Genomic DNA, 26,091 nt, shown 5'->3' with positions numbered 1-26,091 from the left:
GGAGAACGGGGCCGGCTGCGCCGGCCCGCGGAGGATTACTGCTTGAGCTTCAGCGTGTTGATAATCGCGGAGGCGTCGGTCTGCGCCTGCTGCTGATTATCCGCCGGCAGCGTCACCTGAATGGTCAGCAGGTGGTTGTCCAGCGTGCCGATCAGGATAGATGAGTAGGCTTTCTCGCCGCCGCTGCTGAGGATGCTGTCCAGCTGGCGCAGCGGAACGCCGTCGACCTCGATGGCCTTATTGGTCACTACCTGCAGGTTGGCGTCGCGTGCGCGCTGCGTGGTTTCCAGACGCTGCGCCAGCGTTTCCAGGCTCTCGGCGGTCTTATCGCCCAGAATGACGATCACCGCGCGCTGGCCGGTGCTGTCGGCATACACGTGCATATTGTTGGCCTGATTGCCCAGCTTGCCGCTTTGGTCGGACATGCCGGTCGGCAGGGTAAACGCCAGTTTACCGTCCAGCAAATTCACCTGTTGTGCGGCCGCACTGCTGCTGGCGGCGTCGCCGGCCGGCGCCTGCGCGTCTTTGGTGTCGCCGTCGCAGGCTGCCAGGCCAAGTACCAGCAGGCTGATACCCATTAATTTTGCTACTTTACGCATTGGGCTTTCTTCCTTTTCTTCACGGGTTATACCCTGAATCATGCAAATGCAGGGCAGCGCATAACGCTAAGGTTCCTGTTACCTGAAGTATGACGGATCGCGTGTCTCTTTGCTCGATCGCAACCTATTGAGCAGCGAAATGCAAGAAGGATGTTGTCATAAAATTTTTTCCAGTAATAGCCGATAATCAGCCACTTCGCCCTTCTTTTCCAGCGCAATAATCTGATAGTGGCGGCTGACCAGCAGCGTCAGCATCGCGCGGAATTGATTGCGCGTTTTCACCGTCAGCCGGGTAAAGCTCTGCATGCGCGCCCAGCGCTCCTGCTCTTCCAGCAACCGTCCGGCGACGCCGCAGCGGCGGAAGGCGGGCAGCACGCCGCCCAGCCAGCTGTAGAAGGTATCGTCACCGGTTTGATAACCCAGCTTGAAACCGACCGGCTGACCGTCCAGCTCGGCAATCAGCGCGTAATGCGCGGCGTCGCCGATGCGCAGCTGCAGATCCTGCAGGCTGTGTGCGGCGGCAAACTCGGGGATGTGCTGATAGATCTGCTGGATTTGTGCCAGCGTGGCAGGGCGGGTGGTTAACATCTTGGCGGCCTCCGTCATTGCGCAGACCGCCATCATAGCTTAACTGGTCTGCAGCGCGCCGTTCTGATGACGGCTGGCGAGATATTTCAGCAGCATGTTCAGCAGCACGCCGTACATCGGCAGGAAAAACAGCAGGCAGATCATCACCTTGAAACTGTAATCCACCAGGGCGATTTCCACCCAGTGGGCGGCCATAAACGGATCGCTGCTCTGGTAGAAGGCGATAAAGAAGAACGACAGCGTATCGCTGATATTGCCGAGGAACATCGCGGCGGCGGGCGCGACCCACCAAGCGCTGCGCTGGCGCAGGCGGTTAAACACGTGCACATCGAGGATCTGGCCGAGCACATAGGCCATAAAGCTGGCGACTGCGATGCGTGCAACAAACAGGTTGAACTGACCCAGCGCCGCCAGCCCCTGCCATTCGCCCTGAAACGTCACGGTGGAAATCACGTAAGAGATAAACAGCGCCGGCACCATCACCGCCAGAATGATCTTTCTGGCCAGCGGCGCGCCGAAAATGCGCACGGTCAGATCGGTAGCGAGAAAAATAAACGGAAAGGTAAAAGCGCCCCAGGTGGTGTGGAAGCCGAAAATGGTAATCGGCAGCTGCACCAGATAGTTGCTGGAGGTAATGATGAGGATGTGGAACAGCGACAGCCAAAGCAACGCGCCGGTGCGCTGTTGCGGAGTAAAAGCGTACATAAATGACCTTTTTGAATGAATGGGGTGAGGGAACCCATACCGACGATGCTCACCCTGCAGTGTGCGGGGCGATCAATAAATTGTACGGCCGCTTTTTTTGTCAGCCGCGCGGCGCATGATACGCGTTTGCGCAACCAATGCAATCAACGGTGCGGTTAAAATACACGCAAACGTTAACGCATGTTGCACAGAAAAACCACCGGCGTAAACTATGCCGTTATGAGATCCGGCGAGCGTTCGCCGATCGTAGTTGATCGAGATTAATAACATGAGTGACATCTTTTCCCAGGCAGACCAAACGCTCGATGCGCTTGGCCTGCGCTGTCCAGAACCGGTCATGATGGTGCGTAAAACCGTACGCCATATGGACAATGGCCAAACGCTGCTGATCATTGCCGACGATCCGGCCACCACCCGCGATATCCCCGGCTTCTGCCGTTTTATGGAGCATACGCTGGTGGCGCAGGAGACTGAGCAGACCCCTTACCGCTATTTGCTGCGTAAGGGCACCGCTGCTGCCTGAGGCCGGCGTGCCGCCCGTCAGCGCTTTTCCAGTATCTGCCGGGCGTCTTCGGCCCGGGCGTGCAGCGCCAGGGCGCTGAAGTCTTTCGCCGTATAGTAGGGCGACGGCGGCGGCAGATGACGCGGGGAACTGCCCGGCCAGAGTTGTAACTCTCCGATATCATCCAACGGAATGCCGTAGCGCTGCTGCGGCAGCATCAGGCGCTGCGGCGCGGTGCGTTCGAACGGCACCGGCGTCGGCAGACGGTTGTCGCCGGTGTCATAGTTGCGTTTCAACACCAAAAATTTTTCCGGCACCCGCCGGTGGCTGTCCCACCAGTCGCCGTCGATAGCGGCCAGCTGCCGCCGGGTCTGCGTGGCGGATACCGCGCCAAGCTGATTAAGCGCCGCAGGCAGCAGGCTTTCCATCGCCCGGTTATAGCTGCCGACCGAAACCGCGCCGCCCTGTAAAATTGCATCGATCGCCAGCCGCGCGCCCAGCAGGTTGGAATAGAGATCTTCCGGCGAAAAGGCGGAGATCTCCTCGGAAAAACCGGGTACGGACTGGTAACCGTACCACTGGGCGATTTCATGCCAGGCGGCCAGCTGGTACGCCAGTTTCCCTGCCAGATAGGCCGCCAGCGTATAGCGCTGTGCCGCGTCTGTCGGCGGCGTAAAGGCGTTGAGCTGAATCCGCCGCTGCGCCAGCTCCTCCCCCAGGGAGAGCTGCCAGCGTTGGCCGAGCCGTGGCAGGATCTGGCTGAAGAGGTACAGGGTGTTGTCGGCGGTGTCGCGTACGTGGGCGATATCGATAAACCCGCCGCGGCGGGTGTACAGCAGACCGTCCCGCTCGCTGCTCAGCCCCAGCACATTGCTGACGGCGCCGAAGGCGCTGTCGTTATAGCGGTGATGGCCAAGCTGATTGGCGTCCACCACGTTACCCAACTGATAAAAGGGCACCGGAATGCCCAGCGCCTGAACCTTGAGATCGAAGCCGAAGGCGCAGCATGGCCGCAACCCGTCCGGCGCGGACAGCGGGGGCGTTACCGGCCAGGCGATGCGCGTGGCGCGGGTCGGCTGCGCTGTGATAGTGGTTTCCGTCGCCGCGACGGCCTGTGCCGTATTCAGAAACATGATGAATATCAGCGCACTATAACGCATTAAAAAGCTTCTCCTACCTGAAAATAGAACCCGCTGCTCTGACGCCCGACGCCGAAGTCGAGGCGTACGTTCATCCGCGGTTTAAACTCAAAACGGTAGCCGGCACCGACGGTCGGCAGCCAGTCCCGTCCCAGCTCGCCGGCGTCGCGGCTCATGGTGCCGGTGCCGGCCCACAGCACATAGCCGTGCCGCCAGTTGAGCTTGCGGCGGTATTCGATCTGCCCGCTGAAGGCGTTGCGATCGCGGTAGCGTCCCTGATAGTAACCACGCATACGGTTATCGTTGCCCAGTTCCGACAGGCGATCCCATGGCACTTCGCCGCTGGCAAAACGGCCGTAGAGATCGAGTGCCAGTACGCTTTTGGCGCTCAGACTATGGTACAGATTGTACTGCGATTCCAGCGTTTCGAACCGGCTGTCGCTGCCTAGTTCAGGGGCGAAATGGGTGTAGGTCAGGTTGAAGTACTGTCCACGGCTGGCGTTGGCGACAAAGTCCCGCGTATCGTAACTGAAATGCGCGCTGACGCCGGAACTGATCGAAGACGGCCCGGCCGCTTCCGACAGAAACAGGCTGTGGTCGCCGTTGTCCGGATCGTCGGCGTGGGTTGAGGAGAAATCCCAGCCGAGTCCCAGGTAGGTAGCATCGGCAATGCGGTACATCACGACAGGCGCGACCTGCAGCGACTGCTGGGTATATTTTTCCTTGTTGCTATCATGCCGGCCGGCCTGATAGCCGGTGCCCCAGTAATAGGTGGGCATATTTTTCATGCTGCCGGTGGTGAAAAAACGCCACTGGTCGTTGGCAAAGAAGCTGTAGTTTTCAAAGCCCATGCCGAACGCGCCGGTCGAACTGAAAAAGCCCTTGAGCGCCAGCGTAGAGTTTTGGCTGACGCTGTCGCTGCTGTCCGGGCGATACATGCCGACCACGGCGGTGCCAATGCCCAGACCCAGTTCCGGAGTATAGAACGGCCCCGGCAGTACGCCCCAGTCGATGGTCTTACGGTGGTCAAAATGGTTGTCTGCGCCCAGCGGGCGCAGCAGGTCGTCAATCTGCTGCCGGCTGGGCAGCACGGCGCAGGCCGCCGTTTGCACCGTCAACAGCAGAAGGGGAAGCCAGCGTAACATCAGAAGCGGTATTCAGCGGAAACCATCGCACTGTTGCGCTCGCTAAAGCCGATTTCCGTCATCACGTTGAAGTTCCGGGTGATCTCATATTGCGCGCCGACCAGCACGTTCCACGGTGACTGCAGGTGTTGCTTGACCCGGAAGCGCCCTTCACCGCGCTGGTTGGCGATAGCGATCAGCGGCTGCAGAGCGGCCGGCATATTCAGATCCCCCAGGCTGCCTTTAAACTCTTGCTGCACGTCCTGATACATGCTGCCGACCCACAGGTTCAGGTGGCTGGTGCCGCTGATGCCCGGCATCTGGAAACGGTAGCCGACGCGCGGCGTCACGGTGAGCGCCGAAATTTGCCCGTCGAGAATGTTGAAGTCGGTACGGGTGTAGTTGGTGTCCAGCGTCGCGAACCAGTTTTCGTAACCGCCGGCCAGCGTAAAGCCGGCGCCGTAGGTAGTGCCTTTAAAATCCAGATTGAAATCCAGATCTTTCAGCTGACCGCTTTTGTTCATTTGGTGCACTGCTGAGGCGATGATCCTGTCCATCAGATTGGTGTACTGGCTGGGATCGGCATCGACGGAGACGATCGAGTGGGAGCTGCCACGGGTATGGCCGACGATGCCGTAGACGTTCAGGAACGGTAACACCCAGGCGTCGAGACGCATCGTTTCGGTTTTACTTTTCTCGCGGCTGTTTTCGGCTTTGATATTAAACAGGTCGCCCGGCATCTGGAAGGTGTCCCAACCCAACCCGGAGAAGGCGATACTGCTGACCTCAATATTCTGCCGCATATTCATATGGTTAATGCCGATACCGAAGGTTTCCGGCAGGTCGTAACCGCGGGCGCGCGCTTCATCGCCCCAGAAAGGCAGCATGTGATGTTGCGACTGTGATTGCAATTGCGGTGTGACCGGCTGGGTTGGCGGTGTGACGTCCTGCTGGCTGGCCGCCGGCAATGCGCCTTGGGAAAAAGCGGGGCGCTGGGCGTTGTCAATCAGCCGTTCGGTGTCTTCAGAAGTGGGTTGTTGCGCAAATGTTACCGCTGAAAACAAAGCAACGGGAACGAAAATAACGTTTTTATAGTTAAAGGGTTTCATCATTCAGGCTCTTTGCATGTGAATACGTTTAAAAAAGCAGAGTATTCTTATGGTAAGAGCGTAAGGATATAATAACTAAGGGTGTGTAGGCGTACATTAAATGCGCCTATTGTGCTCCGCGCGTGGCGCGGAGCACAATAAGATCACTGACGGATTTTTAACAGCCGGATCGCATTCAGCGTCACCAGCGCGGTGGCGCCGGAGTCGGCCAGCACCGCCAGCCACAGCCCGGTGAAGCCCAACAGGCTGGTGACCAGGAAGATTGCCTTCAACCCCAGCGCAATGGTGATGTTTTGCCGGATATTGGCGTGGGTGGCGCGTGAGATGCGTACCATCTCGGCGATGCCCAGCAGGCGGTTGTGCGTCAGCGCCGCATCGGCGGTCTCCAGTGCGACGTCGGTGCCGCTGCCCATGGCAATACCGATGCTAGCGGCTTTCATGGCCGGCGCATCGTTGATGCCGTCGCCGAGCATCGCCGTCGGCCGTTGCCGGTTCAGTTCCGTCACCGCCGTGACCTTATCTTCCGGCAGTAGCCCGGCGCGGTAGTCGATGCCCAGCTCACGGGCGATGGCGGCCGCCGCGCGCGGGTTGTCGCCGGTCAGCATGACGCCGCTGATGCCCATTTGGCTGAGCTCGGCGATCGCCTGTCGCGCGTCGCTACGCAGCGTATCGCGCAGGGCCAACAGGCCGACGGGCTGATTATCCTCCAGCGCCACTACCACGGTTTTCCCTTCGCTTTCCAACTGTTCCAGACGCGTTTGCCAGGTAATGTCCAGCAGCCCCGGCGCCAGTTTGGCCGGCGCGCTGATGCGCACCGTTTTGCCGTCAAGCTGCCCCTCGATGCCCACGCCGGCCAGCGCGCGACGGCTGTCGGCCAGCGGCAGCGGTGTGCCATATTGTTCGGCCCGGCGAACGATCGCCTGCGCCAACGGGTGATGTGAACCGGCTTCGACCGCAGCCGCCAGCGTCAGCAGTTGCTGTTCGCTCAGCGCGCCGATCGGCAGCACGTCGGTGACTGTCGGTTTACCTTCGGTCAGGGTGCCGGTTTTATCAAACGCGATGGTTTGCACCTGTCCCAATTGTTCCAGGGCGGCGCCGCCTTTAATCAATGAGCCGCGGCGGGTGGCCGCCGCCAGGCCGGAGGTGATGGCCGCCGGCGTTGAAATCACCAGCGCGCACGGGCAACCGATCAGTAACAGCGTCAGGCCACGATAAATCCAGGTTTCCCATGGCTGGGAAAACAGCAGCGGCGGCAACAGAATGACGGCCAGCGACAGCAGCATGATTGCCGGCGTGTAGTAGCGGCTGAAGCGGTCAAGGAAGCGCTCAATCGGCGCGCGGCGTTCTTCCGCCTCTTCAATCAGCTGCAGGATGCGGTCGATGGCATTCTTGCCCGGCTCGGAGACCACTTTCATCTGCACCGACTGATCGACCGACAGGCTGCCCGCCGCCACTTTTTCTCCCTGCTGGCGTTCCACCGGTACGGACTCGCCGGTCAGTGCACTTTCGTCAAAGCTGGCGAACGGGTCGATCAGCTCGGCATCGGCCGGCAGCCGGGCGCCGGGGGCGATTTCAATCACATCGCCCGGCCGCAGGCTGCTGACCGGTACGCGCCGGCGCTGGCTGCCGCTCAGCAGCACCGCCTCTTCCGGCACCAGCGCCATCAGCGCGGTGACGCCGCGTCGCGCCCGGTTGGCGGCATAGGATTCCAGCAGTTCGCCGACCATAAACAGCAGCAGTACCATGGCGGCTTCGGCGGTAGCGCCGATAAACAGCGCGCCGATGGCGGCGACGCTCATCAGGGTTTCAATGGCGAACGGCGTACCGGAGCGGATTAAACGCAGCGCTTTGCGCGCGATCGGCGCCAGCCCGACCAGCGTGGTGGCGATAAAGGCGATGCTGCCCCATTGCGGGTTGATGCGGTCGAGCGCCCAACTGAGAATCATCAGTGCCGTCAGCAGCAACAAAGGATAGTAGGGTGCAAAACGTGATTCGTTGCCCGGCGCCGTCTGCGGCTGGCCGCCGATGCCAAGCAGGGTAAAGCCGGCCTGTGCGACGGCCTCCTGCACGCGTTGGCTGATATCGCTCTGCGCATCCACCACTAATTTCTCGGTGGCAAACAGTACGCGTGCGTTGCTGACACCGGGTACGGCGGTGACGGCATTCTCGATTTTTTTGGCGCAGCTTGGGCAGTCCATGCCGTTGACCTTCCAACTAAAACGCTGGCTGCCGGCTGGGGGAGCGGCGGCTAACCTGTCGCTTTCCTCATCCGGGTCGCCGCTGTCGCAGCAGCTTGCGCCGTGCTGATGCTGGTGGCCGTCGCTGCAGGCGTGGCCTGCGGCGTCAGCCGGTTTTTCACTGCTGCAGCCGTGTTGGGTTTTGGCGTGGCTGTGGTTGCAACCGCAGCCGCCGTCATGGTGGTTGTGTTCGTGGTGCTGATGTTCTTTATGAGTATGCATAACGCCCCCAGGCAGTTAACGATCATTATCGTGGCAAACTTTACACCTTGGAGCCAACTCCAGAGTCAAGGGGAATAAAATAGACGAGTGATTAATTAATCAGGCCGGGTTTGTTTAGCATGCTAATAATATGAAACTCAATCCAGAGGTTTTTATTATTGATTTAGTCATTATTTTGCTTTCTATATTTTATTTTTAGCACGTCAAATATGTTCGTTGTGGATATTTAATTTGTGTTCAAAATAATATTTGTGATCAATTTATCATTTAATAAAATAAAACTTCAGGCAATATGAAAAGTGCCAGCATGAAACACTCGTTGCCCGATGTGGCGTTCTTATTGGGCTTTGTCTCTTTCTTGTCGTTATTTTTGTGTTTCATATGTGTTTGTTTCATGTTTTTCTAGATAAAAACACTTTCGTAAAGCATTTAAAAAGTTTTTAATTCTGAGATTCATTCAATATCGCTACCTATACTTGGAAACGATTACCATTTGGGATGGTGATCTTATTTACTGATTGTTATGTATTAATTCCTTATCTATTCAAGCCATCACTGGCGCATACGCGTCTTCCCAGAGATCTGCGGGATGTACTTACGCAGTAACAGGGAAGGTTATGTTTATCTATTTGATCGTTAACGATCAAATAATGCGTGGAATCGAACCAATGCAATCGAAGAAAAAAGCGATAGAAGTGAATGAATCCAGCCTGGCGGCGACCAAAACTGGTTATGATGCCGTTAATGATTTACTGCATTATCACCAACGCGGTAATGGGATTCAAGTTAATGGCAAGGACTCATTTTCTACTGAAGAGGCCGGGTTATATATTACCCGCACTAACCAAACCTGGAATGGAAAAGGCGTATTTGATACCCCGGTAAAACTGACCTTCTCATTTCCCGACTATCAGTTCAATTCCGCCAATGACGGCGGCGATCGCGGCTTAAGCAAGTTCAGCGCTGAACAGCAGCAGCAGGCCAAACTGTCGTTGCAGTCCTGGTCTGATGTGGCCAATATCACTTTTACCGAGGTGTCCGGCACGCAAAAAGCCAACATTACCTTCGGCAACTACAGCCAGGATCAGTACGGCCAGACCGACTATGACACCCAGGCCTACGCCTGGCTGCCGGGCTCCGGCAGCGTCTCTGGTCAAAGCTGGTACAACATTAACCAGTCCAATATTCAGCATCCGGCCTCTGAAGATTACGGCCGTCAGACCTTTACCCATGAAATCGGTCATGCCTTGGGGCTGAGCCACCCTGGCGACTACAATGCCGGCCAGGGCAACCCTTCCTATCGTGACGCCAGCTATGCGGAAGACAGCCGCATGTTCAGCCTGATGAGCTACTGGAGCGAAAGCAACACCGGCGGCGACAACGGCGGCCATTATGCCGCCGGCCCGCTGCTGGATGACATTTCGGCGATCCAGCACCTGTACGGCGCCAATATGAGCACCCGTACCGGTGATACGGTATACGGCTTTAACTCCAACACCGATCGCGACTTTTTCAGCACCAGCAGCAACGCGGAAAAAGTGATCTTCTCCGTGTGGGATGCCGGCGGTAACGATACCTTTGACTTCTCCGGCTATAGCGCTGACCAGCGCATCAACCTGAACGAGACGTCATTCTCCGACGTTGGCGGGCTGAAGGGCAACGTGTCGATTGCGGCCGGCGTGACCATTGAGAACGCCATCGGCGGCTCCGGCAACGACGTGCTGGTCGGCAATCAGGCCGACAACGTGCTGAAAGGCGGTGCGGGCAATGACGTGTTGTTCGGCGGCGGCGGTGCCGATGAGCTGTGGGGTGGCGCCGGCAATGACACCTTTGTGTTCTCTGCCGTCGGTGACTCCACCCCGGATGCGCCGGACTGGATCCGTGACTTCCAGAAGGGTATCGATAAAATCGATCTGTCATACTTTAACAAGGGCGGTGATGCGATTCACTTTGTCGACCAGTTCAGCGGTGCGGCGGGTGAGGCTCTGCTGACTTATGATGCCGCCAACAATGTCAGCGATTTGGCGGTGGACTTCGGCGGGCATAGTACGCCGGATTTCCTGGTGAAAATCGTTGGGCAGGCGGATGTAGCCACCGATTTTATCGTCTAGGCAGTAATCAGGCAGTTGCCGGTTGACCGGCAGGACGGGTGCGGCCCTTGTGCCGCGCCCGCCACGTTTACGGTGAACAGACCATGAGCAAACGACGGATGCGCGCCACCCTGGCGGTGGCCGCGATGATGACATATTACATAACGACAGGAGCCGCTATGGCCAGCAGTTTGGTTCTTCCTTCCGCGCAGTCGCTGGCGGGTGAGTGGCAGGTCGCCAAGGGCGACACACAGTGCCGGGTTGCGTTGCGGGCTGACAAACAGCCGGCTGCCAACGGTTATCAGCTGCAGGATGCGCAGCAGTGTCTGCAGACGCTGCTGAGCGCGCCGGCGGCCGGCTGGCGTCCCGCACCGGACGGTATCGCGCTGCTGCAGGCCGACGGCAGCACGCTGGCGTTTTTTTCACGTGACGGCGATATTTATCGCCACCGCATCGGCGATGAGGACGGCCTGACGCTGAAGGCGCTGGACTGAATGGCGGGTTCGCGGCTGCGAACCCGTAAGCTTACAGATAGAGCGAACGCACGATCAGGAAGTGGCCGACAAAATAACAGAAGGCGACGATAGCGTCGGCGGCGCGAAACTTGGTGCGATAATGGCTCACCAGCCAGACAATGCTTGCTAGCAGCAGTAACGAGGTGCCGGTCAGCAACGAGAAACCGTAGTCGGTGCTGCGCAGGAAATATTGTTCCCCGGCCAGCCAGACCATCAGCAGCGTCATGCCGACGTAGGCAACGACCGCCCAGCGCTGCTCGGCGATCCGCGTCCACAGCGCCGCCAGCAGCAGCACGCCGATAATCAGCAGCGCCAGCGGCAGTGGCCAGAACAGGCTGAAGGTCATCTGGCTGGCGAAGCTGAGGGCATACAACAGATGAGCAAGGAAGAATGCGCCGAGGGCGTACAGTATCTGCTGGCGGGGCAACTGCAGCAAGGCATCGCCCGCCAGGGTTGCCAGCAGGCCAAAGACGATCAGATAACCGGCGGCGCCGAGCACCGGCGCCTGCCAGGCGAGCAGCAGCAATAGCAGCAGCGTGACGGGTTTGAACACCCAGCGTTGCCAGCTCGGGCCGCGATAGGCGGCGTCAACGTATAACCAACCGGAAAAGAATACGGCAAGGAATGGCCAACTCATATATCTTCCTTATTAGTCATCAGCGCCATAATCGGGCGGCGCGAAAAATGTCACCTGCGTCACTTCTTCAGTGTATACCTGGAATCAGGACCGCGATGTTATTTGTCCGGCTATAGAGAAGCACGTTGCGGTGCGGTAAGGTTTTTCACTGAGTGCTATGTTTACCCGCTTTTAGCGGCGAAGGGAATGGGAAAGAGATGAGTAAACCACCGCTGATTTTTATCGCCGTGGTGGCGCTGATTGCCGTACTGGCAACGCAGCGTTACTTCAGCCAGCGTAAGCAGGAGGCGGCGAACGACCGCGAGCCGGTGCGCGCCACGCAGGTTGTGGTGAGCGACAAACGCGCCTTTGCGGCCAGCACCAACCGCTCGCGCCAGCGTGAGCATATCGTCAATGAAGCGATGCGCTATGAGGTGACCTTTCAGCCGCAGCGCGGTGGTGAAAATATTGTGGTGCGGCTGAAGCAGCCGCAGTATGACCTGATAACGCCCGGTGCGCACGGCACCCTGAAGATGCAGGGCACGCGCTTTATCTCTTTTACCGCGCAGCGGTAAATGCGGAAGGTTACTTCTTCTTCAGCGGCGGCTGTTTTTTCTGCCAGGCCAGTAGCTCAAATACGCCGAAAATAAATATTTTGGCTTCCTGCCAGTAGCTGATGGGCTGATCCTTCGGCTGGGTGGATTTCAACAGCATCACCTGAAACCCGTGCATTATCACCATAAAGAACAGCGCCACGTCGATAAAGTACTTCAGCGGCTTGGGGAACGGGTGAATCAGGTTGGTCAGCAGGAAGCCCCATACGCATAACATCAGCAGGCGACCCAGATTAATCAGCATTTTCAGTTTTCTCTTTGGCGGAACGAATATAAAGACGATAGGCCACCTGTCCGGCGACCTTTTCACGGTGCAGCGCCCAGTTGGCCGGCACGTCGGCCGCGGCGCTTTCGGCCTCGGCCTCCACGTATACCCAGGCCTCATCGGCCAGCCAGCCTTGCTGCTCCAGCAGGTTGACGGTTTGCGCCAGCAGCCCCTTGCGGAACGGCGGATCGAGGAATACGACGTCATAGGCTGCGCCGGCGTTGGCCAGCCAGCTCAGCGCATTGGTATTGATCACCTGGCCGTTGCCGTTAAGCAGCGCCAGATTTTTTTCCAGCTGCTGGGCAACCGGGCGTTCGAATTCCAGCAGCGTGGCGCTGCCGGCATAGCGTGACAGCGCTTCCAGCCCCAGCGCGCCGCTGCCGGCAAAACAGTCCAGACAGCGCGCGCCCTGAATCACCGGCGCCAGCCAGTTAAACAGCGTCTCACGCACCCGATCGGTGGTAGGCCGCAGCCCGGCGCTGTTCGGCACCGGTAATTTACGTCCGCGCCACTGGCCGCCGATAATGCGGATTTGTCCGGCCGCGGCCGCCTGCGCTTTGCGGGGCGCGGGCCGTGACGATAGTCTTGCCATAAAAAGTCTTAATGTATTTCGCAGATCGAGAAAAGTTAACGCTATTCTAACGGGGAGAGCGTCCCGGGGAAATAGCGCGCTGTCTGGCAATTTGCGGTTTATGCGGCGGGATGTGCCGGCGAAGAGGCGTCGAGCAACGGCCATTGGCGGATTTTCACCTGCCGGATGCGTGTTGCTCCGCGAGGGAAAGTGATAGACTCGGGGGTTAAATTATTTTCGTTATTCAGCCATTGGTACGGAGTTAGGGTCACAGCATGGCAAAAGAAAAGAAACGTGGGTTTTTCTCCTGGCTGGGTTTCGGCCAAAAAGAAGAGAAACAGCCGGAACCACAGGCTGAACAGGCCGAGCCTGAAGCGGCGGCGGTAGAACCTGCGCCGGCGACCACGCTGGATGATAAGCTCCCCGCGCAGGAATCCGAGCCTGCCGCTTCTGTCGATCTGCCGGGCGAATGGGACGGCAGCACCGAACAGGTTGCCGAAAATGTGCCGGATATTGCGGCGCACGCTACGCCGGCGGCAGAAGCACAGGAAGAAGACGCTGAGACGGCGTCGGAAAGCGCTGCGCCGGTGTATACGCAGGACGAGATCGTTGAGGCGGTGATGCCGCAGGCGGAAGCGGATGCACCGCAGGCCGATGATATGACGGCAAGCGATGCCAAACCTGCCGAGAGCATCGACACGGCCGCGCCGGCCATCGCCGAGCTGCTGGTGGAGAAGGACGCGGCGCCGGAACATGCGCCGCAGCCCGAACGCGCCATACCGGAAGCGGAGCCGGTTGTAGAAGCTGAGCCGGTTGTCGAAGTTGAACCGGAAGCGGAAGCTGAACCGGAAGCGGAAGCTGAACCGGTTGCGGAAGCTGAACCGGTTGCAGAAGTTGAACCGGTTGTCGAAGCTGAACCGGTTGCGGAAGCTGAACCGGTTGTCGAAGTTGAACCGGTTGTAGAAGTTGAACCGGTTGTAGAAGTTGAACCGGTTGCGGAAGCCGAGCCGGTTGCGGAAGCTGAACCGGAGGTCGCGGCGGTAGCGCCGGCGGCGTCGCAGGAACAGGAGCGGCCGACCAAAGAAGGCTTCTTCGCCCGCCTGAAACGCAGCCTGGTTAAGACCAAACAGAACCTGGGGTCTGGTTTTGTCGGCCTGTTCCGCGGCAAGAAGATCGACGACGATCTGTTTGAAGAGCTGGAAGAACAGCTGCTGATCGCCGATGTTGGTGTGGAAACCACCAGTAAAATCATCAGTTCCCTCACTCAGCACGCCAGCCGTAAACAGCTGAAAGACGCTGAAGCGCTGTACGGCAAGCTGAAGGAGGAAATGTCCGAAATTCTGGCCAAGGTTGATCAACCGCTGGATGTCGGTGGTAAAACGCCGTATGTCATTCTGATGGTTGGCGTTAACGGCGTCGGCAAAACCACCACTATCGGTAAACTGGCGCGTCAGTTCCAGGCCGAGGGCAAGTCGGTGATGCTGGCGGCGGGGGATACCTTCCGCGCCGCAGCAGTAGAGCAGCTGCAGGTGTGGGGCGAACGTAATCACATTCCGGTGGTGGCGCAGCATACCGGCGCTGATTCCGCTTCGGTGATCTTTGATGCGGTGCAGGCGGCCAAAGCGCGCGGCGTCGACGTACTGATTGCCGATACCGCCGGACGTTTGCAGAATAAAGCCCACCTGATGGAAGAGTTGAAGAAGATCGTCCGGGTAATGAAAAAACTGGACGAGGACGCCCCCCATGAGGTTATGCTGACGCTGGACGCCAGTACCGGTCAAAATGCGGTCAGCCAGGCGAAATTATTTAATGAAGCCGTAGGGTTAACCGGCATCACGCTGACTAAACTGGACGGTACCGCCAAGGGCGGGGTGATCTTCGCCATTGCCGATCAGTTCGGCATTCCGATTCGCTATATCGGCGTTGGCGAAGGCATCGAAGATTTGCGGCCGTTTAAGGCTGACGATTTTATTGAGGCACTTTTTGCCCGAGAGGATTAATACGGATGATTCGCTTTGAACAGGTCAGTAAAGCTTATCTGGGCGGGCGTCAGGCGTTGCAGGGGGTGGATTTTCATCTGCGCCCGGCAGAAATGGCGTTTCTGACCGGCCATTCCGGGGCGGGTAAGAGTACCCTGCTGAAGCTGATATGCGGCATCGAACGGCCGAGCGCCGGCCATATCTGGTTCGCCGGTCATGACATCAGCCGGCTGAGAAACAGCGAGGTGCCGTTCCTGCGCCGCCAGATCGGCATGATTTTCCAGGACCACCATCTGCTGCTGGATCGCACGGTGTATGACAACGTGGCGATGCCGCTGATTATCGCCGGCGCCAGCAGCGAAGATATCCGCCGTCGCGTGTCGGCGGCGCTGGACAAGGTAGGCCTGCTGGACAAAGCGAAGAACTTTCCGATCCAGCTGTCCGGCGGTGAACAGCAGCGCGTGGGCATCGCCCGTGCGGTGGTGAACAAACCGGCGGTGCTGCTGGCGGATGAACCGACCGGCAACCTGGACGACGTGCTGTCGGAAGGCATCCTGCGCCTGTTTGAAGAGTTTAACCGCGTTGGGGTAACCGTCCTGATGGCGACCCACGACACCGGGCTGATCGCCCGCCGCAATTACCGTATTCTGACGCTCAGCCAGGGCCGCATGATAGGAGGAGCGCAGCATGGCGAATAGTAAAAAAACCGCCAAGAGCAAGGCGCTGCGCGGCGGCTGGCGCGAACAGTGGCGCTATGCGTGGATGAATGCGATCAAAGACATGCTGCGTCAGCCGCTGGCGACGTTGCTGACGGTGATGGTGATCGCCATCTCCCTGACGCTGCCGAGCGTGTGCTACATCGTGTGGAAAAACGTCAGCACGGCGGCAACCCAATGGTATCCGACACCGCAGCTGACGGTGTATCTCGATAAATCGCTCGACGATGACGCTGCGGTCAAGGTGCTGGACACCATCAAGGCTGAAGCGGGCGTCGAGAAGGTGAACTACCTGTCGCGCGAAGAAGCGCTCGGTGAGTTCCGCAATTGGTCCGGCTTCGGCGGGGCGCTGGATATGCTGGAAGAGAATCCGCTGCCGGCGGTGGCGATTATCACGCCGAAAATGGACTTCCAGAGTTCAGACACCCTGAATACGCTGCGCGAGCGCGTAACGGCGGTGCAGGGCGTGGATGAAGTGCGTATGGACGACAGCTGGTTTGCCCGCCTGGCGGCGTTGACCGGGCTGGTGGGTCAGGTGGCGGCCATTATCGGCATTCTGATGGTGGTGGCGGTGTTCCTGGTGATCGGCAACAGCGTGCGTCTGAGCATCTTCAGCCGGCGCGACACCATCAACGTGATGAAGCTTATCGGCGCGACCGACGGCTTTATTCTGCGGCCGTTTCTTAACGGCGGCGCGATGCTGGGCTTCTTCGGCGCGCTGCTGTCGTTGATTCTGTCCGGCGCGCTGGTGTGGCAGCTGGAGTCGGTGGTGGCCGGCGTGGCGAAGGTGTTCGGCACCACCTTTACGCTGCACGGGCTGGGTTGGGACGAGGCATTACTGTTGTTGATCATCTCCGCGATGATCGGCTGGATTGCCGCCTGGTTGGCCACCGTGCAACATTTACGCCGATTTACACCACAGTAAAAAATTTTTTGATATACTCTTCTCCTGCTGCGTTTGCCGTGTTGCAGGAGAAGAGCCATCTCGGATCTTCTGGGATCCCGCCTCTGCTCAAGCGCACGAATTCCCTATCTGGCCGTCAGTTCATCGCGTATTGTCATGAACATTGCGATCGAAAAACGGTGAACTTTTAGGGTAGAGCACGGTCAAAAATTGCAGCAAATGTTAAGGTGCCCGGCGTGTGGAACCGTTTTGCAATGATCACCGTAAATCAATGACTCCCCGCCAAACAGATACTCAACAGGCTCAATCGGCAACCGACAAACCTCCTTACAGAGGCTTGGCAGCAACAGCGTTGTGATGTGCAGCAGCAGTATCGTCACCTGTACGATCGGTTTTATTAGAGAGAGGGTTTGAATGACCAAAGAAATGCAAACTTTAGCCTTAGTACCCCAAGGCAGCTTGGAAGCCTATGTTCGGGCCGCCAACGCCTATCCGATGCTTACGGCAGAGGAAGAGCGGGAGCTGGCTGAACGGCTGCATTACCAGGGCGATTTGGATGCGGCCAAGCAGCTGATCCTGTCTCACCTGCGCTTTGTCGCTCATATTGCCCGTAATTACTCGGGTTACGGCCTGCCGCAGGCGGACCTGATCCAGGAAGGTAATATCGGCCTGATGAAAGCTGTGCGCCGTTTTAATCCGGAAGTTGGCGTGCGTCTGGTTTCCTTTGCGGTGCATTGGATCAAGGCAGAAATTCACGAATACGTACTGCGTAACTGGCGTATCGTCAAAGTCGCTACCACCAAGGCGCAGCGCAAGCTGTTCTTTAACCTGCGTAAAACCAAGCAGCGTCTGGGCTGGTTCAACCAGGACGAAGTCGAGCTGGTGGCGCGTGAGCTGGGCGTATCCAGCAAAGACGTGCGCGAGATGGAATCCCGCATGGCGGCGCAGGACATGACCTTCGACCCGACGCCGGACGACGAAGCGCGCGACGGCCAGTCGATGGCGCCGGTGCTGTACCTGCAGGACAAAACGTCTGACTTCGCCGAAGGTATCGAAGAAGACAACTGGGAGAGCAACGCCGCCGACAAGCTGGCCTATGCGCTGGAAGGTCTGGATGAGCGTAGCCAACATATTATTCGCGCCCGCTGGCTGGACGATGAGAACAAGTCCACCCTGCAGGAACTGGCAGACCGCTACGGCGTTTCCGCCGAGCGTGTGCGTCAGTTGGAAAAGAACGCCATGAAAAAACTGAAAATGGCGATCGAAGCATAATTGCTGATGCAGTCAAAAAACCCGGCAGAGCCGGGTTTTTTTATGCCTGTCGTCCGCCGCGGCGGTTCAGGACTTGGCGGTTAACGCATTGAAGTCCGGCGCCGGGCACTGATAGCCGAACTTATTTAGGGCGGCATCCGGCTTGCCGTTGGCGAGGTAGCGTTTATACAGCGCGCGGCCGGTTTTGGCATCGCGCTTGATCACCCAACTGGCGGCGTTGCACAGCACCGCGCCGTACGCCTGGCTTTTCGGCGGCAATAAGTCCGCAGCCTTCTGCGCCGCCGCTACCGCCTGCCAGCGGTAGTGCAGGAAGCGGTTGTCCTGCGGCGGCAATGCCTTGGCGGCGCGCGCGGCCTCTGCCGTGGTGATCCAGCTTTTGTGCGTCAACTCACGGGTGTCGAAGGCGTCGCCCAGGTAAGAGTACCCAGCGCCATATATGCCGTAGTCCGGCGTCATTTCATAGCCGGTCAGCTCTAGCCCCTGTTCACGCAGCAGCGTTGCAGTCTGGTAGTAGGCCTGCGCTCGCGCCAGTTTGCTATTGCTGCCTTGCCGCGCAAGGCTGAACTGCTGCGCCAGTTGCTGGGCGGCGGCGCGATAATTTGGCACGGCGAAATAGTTCTGCGCTTCCTGATAGCGTTCAGCGCGCATCAGACGCCGGGCCAGCAGCTGGCGCAAGTGGATATCAGGCGTCAGCACCTGGCCGTTATACACGTTCGGCTCCACCGGTTTGAGCGGCTGACTGGGCGGCGGCACCTGCTTATCGACAAACGCTTTCAGCTCGTCAACCGTCAGCACCCGCTCGGCCACGTCGGCGACATCCGCCCAATACAGATCCTTACTGCGGTACAGCAGCGTCAGCGCCTGCAGATAATCGCCGCGGTTCAGCGCCAGAATCGCCTGTTCGCCGGCGATGCGGCAGTCCGGGATAATGGTTTCCTGCGCGTAATTGTCCCCGCGCTGTTCGCCCCAGCTTTCATCCGCCGGGAAAGCGGCCGCCGCTTTGGCGTAGGCGGCAGTGGCGTCCTGCAGCTGGCCGTCGCGCAGCGCCATTTTGGCGCGCAGCCACCAGGCAAGGCCGGAGTCACCGGCATGGCGCAGCAGACTGGCGGCGAGCGGGTAGTTACCGGATCGGTAGGCCAGCGCCGCCAGGCGGTCGCTGCCGTTGAAGCCGCTTTTTGTCTCGGCGTCCAGCAGCGTCAGCAAACGTTGGGTAATCTGCTGCGAACGTGGGGGCGAACTGTCATTATCCTGTGCCTGCAGGTTGCCGCTGCGGGCGAACAGCTCGACGGTCACCAGCTGCTGTACCAGCGGATCGGCCACGATCTTTTTCAGCTGTTCGAAGTGCTGCGGATCGACCAGATAGCTGGCGACATATTGCAGCGACCGCCCACCTTGCGCATCACCCTGCGCCGCCTGCTGCGCATAGAGGTGTACGGCGCGGCCGATATCACCCAGCCAGAAATGGATGCGCGCCTGCTGCCCGAGGCTGCTGAGCGCCAGCTGGTCCGGATCGTCGCTGCCGCTTTTCACGCGGTCGATAACCTGCTGAAAGGCGGCCAGCGCCTGACGCAGCTGCGCCGGGTCCGGACGAGGAGGCGTGGCGGAGGTATCGGCGTCTTCCGGCGTCCCGTAATCGTTCATCAGCAGCCGGCCGAGGGAGTAGCGCGCGCGCAGCCCCCATGCTCCCTGCTCGCTATCCGGCAGGGCCAGCACCTGCTGAAAGTAGTCCGCAGCGCGCGGATCGCGGGCGGCAAAAGCGACGGCACCCAGCGTGTACTGGCGTGCGGCGGCGGACAGTACCTGGCCGTTGACGGCGTCGGCTTCTTCCACGGTTTTGGCAGCGCGCATCTGTTTAATGGCGACGGTTTCCGGCGACAGCGGCATCGGTTTCATCGGGCCTGGCGGCGGCGGTGCCTGCCAGCGCGGCAGTTGCGGGTCGATCGGCGTCAGGCGGCTGGTTTCAAAGGTGAAATTGCCTTCTGGCATCGACAGCAGCGTGCCGTTGCGGTCGAGCAGCAGACGGTTGGGAAAATCCGGGCCGCAGGCCTGCGCCAACGGCGCGCCCAGCGTGGCGGCGATGGCGATGCTCAGCGTCAGCGGCCGGGCGGTGCGAAAATTAAGGTGTAACACGAATGCCTCCTGGCGTCAGATGTTGGCAGCGCAGCCAACCTAGCGGGCGTGATTGCCCGGCGCGCACCAACTCATCCCCGGTGCGGATAAAACGCAGCTGCGTGGCCGTTGAGTCCAGCCGGTAACGGCCAACCGCGTCGGCGGCCAGACAGTCGCCGGCCGCCAGCGTAACCGCCGTGGGCAGCGGCGCATCGGCTGGCCCATCATTGGCAATTATCAGATCATACAGGCCGTTTTGCTGTGGCTGCGGGCGCATTTTTACCTGCCAGCGGCTGTGTAAAGGCTGCTGACGGATCACCCTGCGCAGGGTATTCATCGACCAGGCGCGGCGGTCGCCGGCCAGCGGCAGGCGAAACCAGACCACGCCCCGCAGATGCGGTTGCGGATGTGCAGACAGCCGCTGCAGAAAGTCGGCGATGTGCTGCGGCGCGACCGTCAGCTCGCGCAGGCTGCCCGCCACGCGCAGTGAGGCCTCGCTCTCCACCTGCGCGCCCTGCGCATCAACGCCGACCAGCCCCATGCCGTAGGCCGGCAGAGCAATGCGGAAGGGGTTATTGGTCACCTGGGCGTAACGCTGCGTCCAGCGCAGCGCCAGCCGGCTGTCAAACAGCCCCTGCTGCGGGGAGAGTACGGCGTGTAATTGCAACACCGAGCTGTCAACCTGCCGCAGCAGGGCCGGCAGCTGCGGCGAGTCGAGCCAGGCCGGCAGTGCGGTGATGCTCAGCTGTACGTCTGCCGGCAGCTGTCGGCGCAGGCGCCGGAGCGCATCGCGGTACTGCGGCAGGCGGGCGGTGGCGGCGTCGTGATCGATCTCGATACCGACCACGGACAGCCCGGCGGCGCGGTATTGCTGCACTAGCTGCAGCAGCCGGGAATATAACCGCTCCTCATCCCAGCGCGGCTGCGAACCGTCCAGACGCGCCACCAGCCACAGCGGGCGGCCGTCCTGCTTCAGCAGCGCGGTATCGACCGGCATCACCCGCAACCCTTCGCGCGGGTGCAGTTGCAGAACGAGGATACGTAAGCTGGAAAACAGATCGCGGCTGGCGGCCAGCGCCGGGGCGTGCTGCGTACTCCAGACCCGTTGCCACAAATAAACCTGCTGATCCCAGACCGGCGGCGCCGACAGCGCCTGATGGCGCCCGGCTAACCAGGCGCCGAAAGCCAGCAGAACCAGCAACAGCGCAGCCGCCCAGCGTTTCATTTTTGCCAGATTTCGCCGTGCACGCTGAAGCCGCAGGCGCGCATAAAGTTTTCCACCTCACCGCGTTCACGGGCGGCGAGATCGGCGGTGGAGAGCTGCCAATGGGCAGCCTGCGGCAGCTGACGCTGCATATCCTGCACCAGATAGAGGCCGACGCCGCGACGGCGGGTGACTTCACGCACCAGCAGGTCGTGCAGCTGCGCCGTGTCGCCATCCAGCGAGACCTTTACCGCGCCTAACAGGCGTTCGTTAAAGCGTGCGCCAAACAGCGCCCGTTCGCCGGTTAACCAGGATTGCCACTGCCCCGCTGTCTGGTGCGGCCAGATTTTTCCAAGATCGATCAGGTCCTGTGCGGACAGCGCGGTTAACCGTTCGATAGTGAGTTTCATGCAACATTTCCAGACAAATTAGCGATGGCGTCAGTGTAATAGATCTTGCTGGTCACGATGTGTAACTTTTTCTGTACGACGGATTCGCAGAATGTTTTTCCGTGCGGTAATTTTCCGAGTAAAAAATTAGTAAACAGATTGTTAACCAGTGTAACGCGCTGCATAAAGGAGGAAATAGCTCAGATTTCATCCATACTTTATCCTGTTTACATCGCTTGTTTCTAGATGGTCAAGTTGATTTGCAGAAGAAAACTCCTGTTTAATAGCATGAAAAATAAGGTCTTATAAGAAAATATTGCCGTTTAAATGCCTAAGTCATTATTACTTATGAATAAAGCGCTGATGCGTCGGCATGGCAAACACAACGGACAGCTTCACACACAACAACAGACGGGGATGATGCGGATGAAAGTAACCAAGGGTAAGGCATGGTTGGCCGGCTGCATCGCCATGGCGATGAGCCACGGCGCGCTGGCGGAAGAGATTAAAGTGGCCGTCGTCGGGGCGATGTCCGGCCCGGTGGCGCAATACGGCGATATGGAATTTACCGGCGCGCGTCAGGCGATCGCCGATATCAACGCCAAGGGCGGCATCAAGGGTGACAAACTGGTGGCGGTCGAATATGACGATGCCTGCGATCCGAAGCAGGCGGTGGCGGTGGCCAACAAAGTGATCAACGACGGTATTCGCTATGTAATCGGCCACCTGTGTTCGTCATCCACCCAGCCGGCGTCGGATATCTATGAAGACGAAGGGGTGATTATGATTACCCCGGCGGCCACCAATGCCGATCTGACGACCCGTGGTTACCAGATGATCATGCGCACCACCGGGCTGGATTCCGACCAGGGGCCGACCGCCGCCAAATACATTATGGAAACCCTGAAGCCGCAGCGCATCGCCGTGGTGCACGATAAGCAGCAGTACGGCGAAGGCCTGGCGCGCGCGGTGCGCGACAGCCTGCAGAAAGCGGGGGTGAAACCGGTCATGTTTGAAGGGATCACCGCCGGCGATAAGGACTTCTCCACGCTGGTCGCCCGCTTGAAAAAAGAGAACGTGGACTTTGTCTACTTCGGCGGCTATTACCCGGAAATGGGGCAGATTCTGCGCCAGGCCAAACAGGCCGGGCTGAAGACCCGTTTTATGGGGCCGGAAGGGGTGGGCAACTCCTCGCTGTCGAATATTGCCGGCGCGGCGTCGGAAGGCATGCTGGTAACGCTGCCGAAGCGTTACGATCAGGTGCCGGCCAACAAAGCGGTTGTCGATGCGCTGAAGGCCAAGAAGCAGGATCCTACCGGTCCTTTCGTCTGGACCACCTATGCGGCGCTGCAGGCGCTGACAACCGGCATGGAGCGCAGCGGCAGCCAGGAGCCGGAGGATATCGTCAAGGATCTGAAGGCCAAGCCGGTGGATACCGTGATGGGGCCGCTGAGCTGGGATGAGAAGGGCGACCTGAAAGGCTTCGAGTTCGGCGTCTTCGAATGGCACGCCGACGGCACCTCGACGCCGGTGAAGTAACCGACCTTTCGTCTTTCACGTTGCAGTCTTGCCGGGGAAAGGCGCATCCCGGCGGGCGTGGGCGCGGCATGCCGCGCCCTGCACTCAACGCGCAGCCGAGGGTCCGCGTATGTCTGAGCAGTTTCTCTATTTCCTGCAGCAAATGTTCAACGGGGTGACGCTGGGCAGCACCTATGCCCTGATCGCCATCGGTTACACCATGGTGTACGGCATTATCGGCATGATTAACTTCGCCCACGGCGAAGTGTATATGATCGGCAGCTATGTCTCGTTTATCGTCATCGCCGCGCTGATGATGTTCGGCATCGACGCCGGCTGGCTGCTGATCGGCGCGGCGTTTTTGGTGTCGATCGTGATCGCCAGCGCGTACGGCTGGAGCATCGAGCGGGTGGCCTATAAGCCGGTGCGTTACTCCAAACGGCTGATCGCGCTGATCTCCGCCATCGGCATGTCGATCTTCCTGCAAAACTACGTCAGCCTGACGCAGGGCTCGCGCGATCTGGCGCTGCCGAGCCTGGTGACCGGCCGCTGGGTGCTGGGGGAAAGCAACGGCTTCGCCGCTACCGTCAGCACCATGCAGCTCACCATCTGGGTGGTCACCTTCCTGGCGATGCTGGCGCTGACGCTGTTTATCCGCTATTCACGCATGGGGCGTGCCTGTCGCGCCTGTGCGGAAGATTTAAAAATGGCCAGCCTGCTGGGCATCAACACCGATCGGGTGATCTCGCTGACCTTCGTGATCGGCGCGGTGATGGCGGCGGTGGCCGGCGTGTTGCTGGGGCAGTTCTATGGCGTGATTAATCCGTATATCGGCTTTATGGCCGGGATGAAGGCCTTTACCGCCGCCGTGTTGGGCGGCATCGGCAGCATTCCGGGGGCGATGATCGGCGGTCTGGTGCTGGGGGTGGCTGAAGCGCTGACCTCGGCCTACCTGAGCGCCGAATATAAAGACGTGGTGTCATTCGCCCTGCTGATCGTGGTGCTGTTGGTGATGCCGACCGGGATTCTGGGCCGTCCGGAGGTTGAGAAGGTATGAAACTCAATCTGCTTAATGCCCTGCTCGCCGCGGCGGTGCTGTTTGTGATGGCGGCCTTTCTGATGGGGATGCAGCTGGGCCTGGACGGCACCAAACTGGTGGTGCGCGGCGCGGCAGAAGTGCGCTGGATGTGGATTGGCATCGGCTGCGCGGTGGTGTTTGTTTTTCAGCTGCTGCGTCCGCTGTTGCAGCAGGGGCTGAGTAAAGTGAGCGGCCCGGCCTGGGTATTGCCGAGCTTTGACGGCAGCACGCCGCGACAAAAGCTACTGGCCGCGCTGCTGATCGCCGCTGCCGTCGCCTGGCCGTTTCTGGTGTCGCGCGGGACGGTGGATATCGCCACCCTGACGCTGATCTACGTCATGCTGGGGCTGGGGCTGAACGTGGTGGTGGGGCTGTCCGGCCTGCTGGTACTGGGCTACGGCGGCTTTTATGCCATCGGCGCCTACACCTATGCGCTGCTCAACCACTATTACGGCTTTGGTTTCTGGGAGAGCCTGCCGCTGGCGGGGATGGTGACCGCGGCGTTCGGTTTTCTGCTGGGGTTCCCGGTTCTGCGGCTGCGCGGCGACTATCTGGCGATCGTCACGCTCGGCTTCGGGGAGATCGTGCGCATTCTGCTGCTGAACAACACCGAGATCACCGGCGGGCCGAACGGCATCAGCCAGATCCCGAAGCCGACCCTGTTCGGGCTGGAGTTCAGCCGCAGCGCACGCGACGGCGGCTGGGATACCTTCCATAACTTCTTTGATCTGAAATATGACCCCAGCGACCGCATTATTTTCCTCTATCTGGTGGCGCTGCTGCTGGTGGTGCTGACGCTGTTTGTGATTAACCGTCTGCTGCGCATGCCGCTGGGGCGCGCCTGGGAGGCGCTGCGTGAGGATGAGATCGCCTGCCGCTCGCTGGGGTTAAGCCCGACCAAAATTAAGCTGACGGCATTTACCATCAGCGCCGCCTTCGCCGGTTTTGCCGGCACGTTGTTCGCCGCGCGTCAGGGGTTTGTCAGCCCGGAGTCCTTTACCTTCGTCGAATCGGCGTTTGTGCTGGCGATCGTGGTGCTGGGCGGTATGGGCTCGCAGTTTGCGGTGATCCTGGCGGCGGTTCTGCTGGTGGTGTCGCGGGAGATGATGCGTGATTTAAATGAGTACAGCATGCTGCTGCTGGGGGCGCTGATGGTGCTGATGATGATCTGGCGGCCGCAGGGGCTGCTGCCGATGAAGCGTCCGCAGATGAAGCTGAAAGCGGCGGATATTCAGGCGGCGAAGGAGGAGCAGCCATGAGCGCGCAACCTTTGCTGACGGTCGAAGGACTGTCGATGCGTTTTGGCGGACTGCTGGCGGTGAATAACGTCGGCCTGACGCTCAATCAGGGAGAGATTGTCTCGCTGATTGGCCCGAACGGCGCGGGCAAAACCACCATCTTTAACTGCCTGACCGGCTTCTACCGCCCGACCAGCGGCACGGTTCGCCTGCGTGAACGTCAGTTGGCGGGGCTGTCCGGCCAGGCGATCGCCCGGCTGGGCGTGGTGCGCACCTTTCAGCACGTGCGCCTGTTCCGAGAAATGACGGTGGTGGAAAACCTGCTGGTGGCGCAGCACCAGCATTTACGCAGCGGGGTGTTCGCCGGGCTGCTGAAAACGCCGGCCTTTCGCCGCGCCGAAGCCGACGCGCGTGAGCGGGCGGCGGTGTGGCTGGAGCGCGTTGGTCTGCTGGAGATGGCCAACCGTTCGGCGGGCAATCTGGCCTACGGCCAGCAGCGGCGGCTGGAGATCGCCCGCTGCATGGTGACGCGCCCTGAACTGCTGATGCTGGATGAACCGGCGGCGGGGCTGAACCCGAAGGAGACCGCCGAGCTGGATCGGCTGATTGTCGAACTGCGCAATCAGCATCAGGTCTCGGTGCTGCTGATTGAGCATGATATGAAGCTGGTGATGGGGATTTCCGACCGGATCTATGTGGTGAATCAGGGCGCGCCGTTGGCGCAGGGGACACCGGAGCAAATTCGCCATAACCCGGATGTGATCCGGGCATACCTGGGGGAAGCGTAA

25 protein-coding genes are annotated in these 26,091 nt (G+C 59.6%); 12 read left to right on the top strand and 13 right to left on the bottom strand.

Annotated features, from left to right (window positions below; translation table 11 throughout):
• Positions 1 to 35: 35 nt before the first annotated feature.
• The 3 genes from HF675_RS22555 to HF675_RS22545 all read right to left on the bottom strand — a co-directional run bounded on the left by HF675_RS22555 (position 36) and on the right by HF675_RS22545 (position 1,892).
• Complete coding sequence (locus HF675_RS22555) at positions 36 to 599, bottom strand: DcrB family lipoprotein (protein ID WP_187043816.1); 564 nt, start codon at positions 597 to 599, stop codon at positions 36 to 38.
• 156 nt (positions 600 to 755) lie between these two features.
• Positions 756 to 1,187 (bottom strand): GNAT family N-acetyltransferase, encoded by a 432-nt coding sequence (locus tag HF675_RS22550; RefSeq protein WP_187043815.1) that lies wholly within the window; start codon positions 1,185 to 1,187, stop codon positions 756 to 758.
• Between the two features lie 39 nt (positions 1,188 to 1,226).
• Entirely contained in the window at positions 1,227 to 1,892 is a 666-nt protein-coding gene (locus tag HF675_RS22545) for a 7-cyano-7-deazaguanine/7-aminomethyl-7-deazaguanine transporter (protein WP_105229363.1), read from the bottom strand.
• Positions 1,893 to 2,160: 268 nt separating this feature from the next.
• Between HF675_RS22545 and tusA the strand changes: the two genes are divergently transcribed.
• The gene (gene tusA / locus HF675_RS22540; RefSeq protein ID WP_015344163.1) at positions 2,161 to 2,415 is read left to right on the top strand and encodes a sulfurtransferase TusA; all 255 of its coding nucleotides are present in this window, start codon (positions 2,161 to 2,163) and stop codon (positions 2,413 to 2,415) included.
• A 17-nt stretch (positions 2,416 to 2,432) separates the two neighbouring features.
• On the opposite strand, the gene HF675_RS22535 is transcribed toward tusA, so the two are convergent.
• The 4 genes from HF675_RS22535 to HF675_RS22520 all read right to left on the bottom strand — a co-directional run bounded on the left by HF675_RS22535 (position 2,433) and on the right by HF675_RS22520 (position 8,225).
• Positions 2,433 to 3,527 (bottom strand): DUF4056 domain-containing protein, encoded by a 1,095-nt coding sequence (locus tag HF675_RS22535; protein WP_234008606.1) that lies wholly within the window; start codon positions 3,525 to 3,527, stop codon positions 2,433 to 2,435.
• A 26-nt stretch (positions 3,528 to 3,553) separates the two neighbouring features.
• Complete coding sequence (locus HF675_RS22530; RefSeq protein ID WP_105229365.1) at positions 3,554 to 4,678, bottom strand: BamA/TamA family outer membrane protein; 1,125 nt, start codon at positions 4,676 to 4,678, stop codon at positions 3,554 to 3,556.
• Positions 4,678 to 5,766: a hypothetical protein gene (locus HF675_RS22525; protein ID WP_105233182.1), complete on the bottom strand. Its 1,089-nt coding sequence runs from the start codon at positions 5,764 to 5,766 to the stop codon at positions 4,678 to 4,680. The genes HF675_RS22530 and HF675_RS22525 overlap by 1 nt, the downstream gene beginning before the upstream one ends.
• A 143-nt stretch (positions 5,767 to 5,909) precedes the next feature.
• On the bottom strand, positions 5,910 to 8,225 hold the full coding sequence (locus HF675_RS22520; RefSeq protein WP_187043814.1) for a zinc/cadmium/mercury/lead-transporting ATPase: 2,316 nt from the start codon (positions 8,223 to 8,225) through the stop codon (positions 5,910 to 5,912).
• 668 nt (positions 8,226 to 8,893) lie between these two features.
• Here HF675_RS22520 and HF675_RS22515 point away from each other — a divergent pair.
• Together HF675_RS22515 and HF675_RS22510 are read left to right on the top strand one after the other, a co-directional pair.
• Positions 8,894 to 10,336: a serralysin family metalloprotease gene (locus tag HF675_RS22515; protein WP_105233183.1), complete on the top strand. Its 1,443-nt coding sequence runs from the start codon at positions 8,894 to 8,896 to the stop codon at positions 10,334 to 10,336.
• Positions 10,337 to 10,494: 158 nt separating this feature from the next.
• Positions 10,495 to 10,809, top strand: coding sequence for an AprI/Inh family metalloprotease inhibitor (locus HF675_RS22510; protein WP_232251578.1), 315 nt, complete (start codon positions 10,495 to 10,497; stop codon positions 10,807 to 10,809).
• 31 nt (positions 10,810 to 10,840) lie between these two features.
• Here HF675_RS22510 and HF675_RS22505 read toward each other — a convergent pair whose 3' ends face one another.
• On the bottom strand, positions 10,841 to 11,467 hold the full coding sequence (locus tag HF675_RS22505; protein WP_105229368.1) for a lysoplasmalogenase: 627 nt from the start codon (positions 11,465 to 11,467) through the stop codon (positions 10,841 to 10,843).
• 197 nt (positions 11,468 to 11,664) lie between these two features.
• Here HF675_RS22505 and HF675_RS22500 point away from each other — a divergent pair, with 197 nt between their 5' ends.
• Positions 11,665 to 12,021 carry a DUF2500 domain-containing protein gene (locus HF675_RS22500; protein ID WP_187043813.1) on the top strand — a complete coding sequence of 119 codons (357 nt, stop codon included), beginning with the start codon at positions 11,665 to 11,667 and terminating at the stop codon, positions 12,019 to 12,021.
• Between the two features lie 10 nt (positions 12,022 to 12,031).
• On the opposite strand, the gene HF675_RS22495 is transcribed toward HF675_RS22500, so the two are convergent.
• Positions 12,032 to 12,304, bottom strand: a complete 273-nt coding sequence (locus HF675_RS22495; protein ID WP_105229370.1) for a DUF1145 family protein — start codon at positions 12,302 to 12,304, stop codon at positions 12,032 to 12,034.
• Positions 12,294 to 12,917 carry a 16S rRNA (guanine(966)-N(2))-methyltransferase gene (gene rsmD / locus HF675_RS22490; RefSeq protein ID WP_105229371.1) on the bottom strand — a complete coding sequence of 208 codons (624 nt, stop codon included), beginning with the start codon at positions 12,915 to 12,917 and terminating at the stop codon, positions 12,294 to 12,296. The genes HF675_RS22495 and rsmD overlap by 11 nt, the downstream gene beginning before the upstream one ends.
• Before the next feature lie 254 nt (positions 12,918 to 13,171).
• Between rsmD and ftsY the strand changes: the two genes are divergently transcribed.
• From ftsY to rpoH, 4 genes are all read left to right on the top strand, one after another.
• Entirely contained in the window at positions 13,172 to 14,896 is a 1,725-nt protein-coding gene (gene ftsY, locus HF675_RS22485) for a signal recognition particle-docking protein FtsY (RefSeq protein WP_187043812.1), read from the top strand.
• A gap of 5 nt (positions 14,897 to 14,901) precedes the next feature.
• A complete protein-coding gene (gene ftsE, locus HF675_RS22480) occupies positions 14,902 to 15,573 on the top strand; it encodes a cell division ATP-binding protein FtsE (RefSeq protein ID WP_187043811.1) in 672 nt (223 codons plus the stop codon).
• On the top strand, positions 15,563 to 16,516 hold the full coding sequence (gene ftsX / locus HF675_RS22475; protein WP_105229374.1) for a permease-like cell division protein FtsX: 954 nt from the start codon (positions 15,563 to 15,565) through the stop codon (positions 16,514 to 16,516). Before ftsE ends, ftsX begins: the two co-directional genes overlap by 11 nt.
• Before the next feature lie 393 nt (positions 16,517 to 16,909).
• Positions 16,910 to 17,767, top strand: coding sequence for an RNA polymerase sigma factor RpoH (gene rpoH, locus HF675_RS22470; RefSeq protein ID WP_105229375.1), 858 nt, complete (start codon positions 16,910 to 16,912; stop codon positions 17,765 to 17,767).
• A gap of 66 nt (positions 17,768 to 17,833) precedes the next feature.
• Here the strand turns inward: rpoH and HF675_RS22465 are convergent, their stop codons facing one another.
• From HF675_RS22465 to panM, 3 genes are read right to left on the bottom strand one after another with little or no spacing between them, the layout of a single operon-like run.
• Complete coding sequence (locus tag HF675_RS22465) at positions 17,834 to 19,897, bottom strand: hypothetical protein (protein WP_187043810.1); 2,064 nt, start codon at positions 19,895 to 19,897, stop codon at positions 17,834 to 17,836.
• Positions 19,884 to 21,101, bottom strand: coding sequence for a DUF3142 domain-containing protein (locus HF675_RS22460; RefSeq protein WP_187043809.1), 1,218 nt, complete (start codon positions 21,099 to 21,101; stop codon positions 19,884 to 19,886). Before HF675_RS22460 ends, HF675_RS22465 begins: the two co-directional genes overlap by 14 nt.
• Complete coding sequence (panM, locus tag HF675_RS22455; RefSeq protein WP_105229378.1) at positions 21,098 to 21,490, bottom strand: aspartate 1-decarboxylase autocleavage activator PanM; 393 nt, start codon at positions 21,488 to 21,490, stop codon at positions 21,098 to 21,100. Before panM ends, HF675_RS22460 begins: the two co-directional genes overlap by 4 nt.
• Before the next feature lie 405 nt (positions 21,491 to 21,895).
• Between panM and HF675_RS22450 the strand changes: the two genes are divergently transcribed.
• The 4 genes from HF675_RS22450 (at position 21,896) to livG (ending at position 26,091) form a co-directional block, all read left to right on the top strand.
• Positions 21,896 to 23,008 carry a branched-chain amino acid ABC transporter substrate-binding protein gene (locus HF675_RS22450; protein WP_111736229.1) on the top strand — a complete coding sequence of 371 codons (1,113 nt, stop codon included), beginning with the start codon at positions 21,896 to 21,898 and terminating at the stop codon, positions 23,006 to 23,008.
• Between the two features lie 109 nt (positions 23,009 to 23,117).
• Positions 23,118 to 24,044 carry a high-affinity branched-chain amino acid ABC transporter permease LivH gene (livH, locus tag HF675_RS22445; protein WP_105229381.1) on the top strand — a complete coding sequence of 309 codons (927 nt, stop codon included), beginning with the start codon at positions 23,118 to 23,120 and terminating at the stop codon, positions 24,042 to 24,044.
• The gene (locus HF675_RS22440; protein ID WP_105229382.1) at positions 24,041 to 25,324 is read left to right on the top strand and encodes a high-affinity branched-chain amino acid ABC transporter permease LivM; all 1,284 of its coding nucleotides are present in this window, start codon (positions 24,041 to 24,043) and stop codon (positions 25,322 to 25,324) included. The genes livH and HF675_RS22440 overlap by 4 nt, the downstream gene beginning before the upstream one ends.
• Entirely contained in the window at positions 25,321 to 26,091 is a 771-nt protein-coding gene (gene livG, locus HF675_RS22435; RefSeq protein ID WP_105229383.1) for a high-affinity branched-chain amino acid ABC transporter ATP-binding protein LivG, read from the top strand. Before HF675_RS22440 ends, livG begins: the two co-directional genes overlap by 4 nt.

It is taken from the genome of Serratia sp. JUb9, assembly GCF_014298095.1.
GTDB classification, from domain to species: Bacteria; Pseudomonadota; Gammaproteobacteria; order Enterobacterales; family Enterobacteriaceae; genus Serratia_B; species Serratia_B rhizosphaerae.
This window is presented reverse-complemented; position numbering and strand designations above follow the sequence as displayed.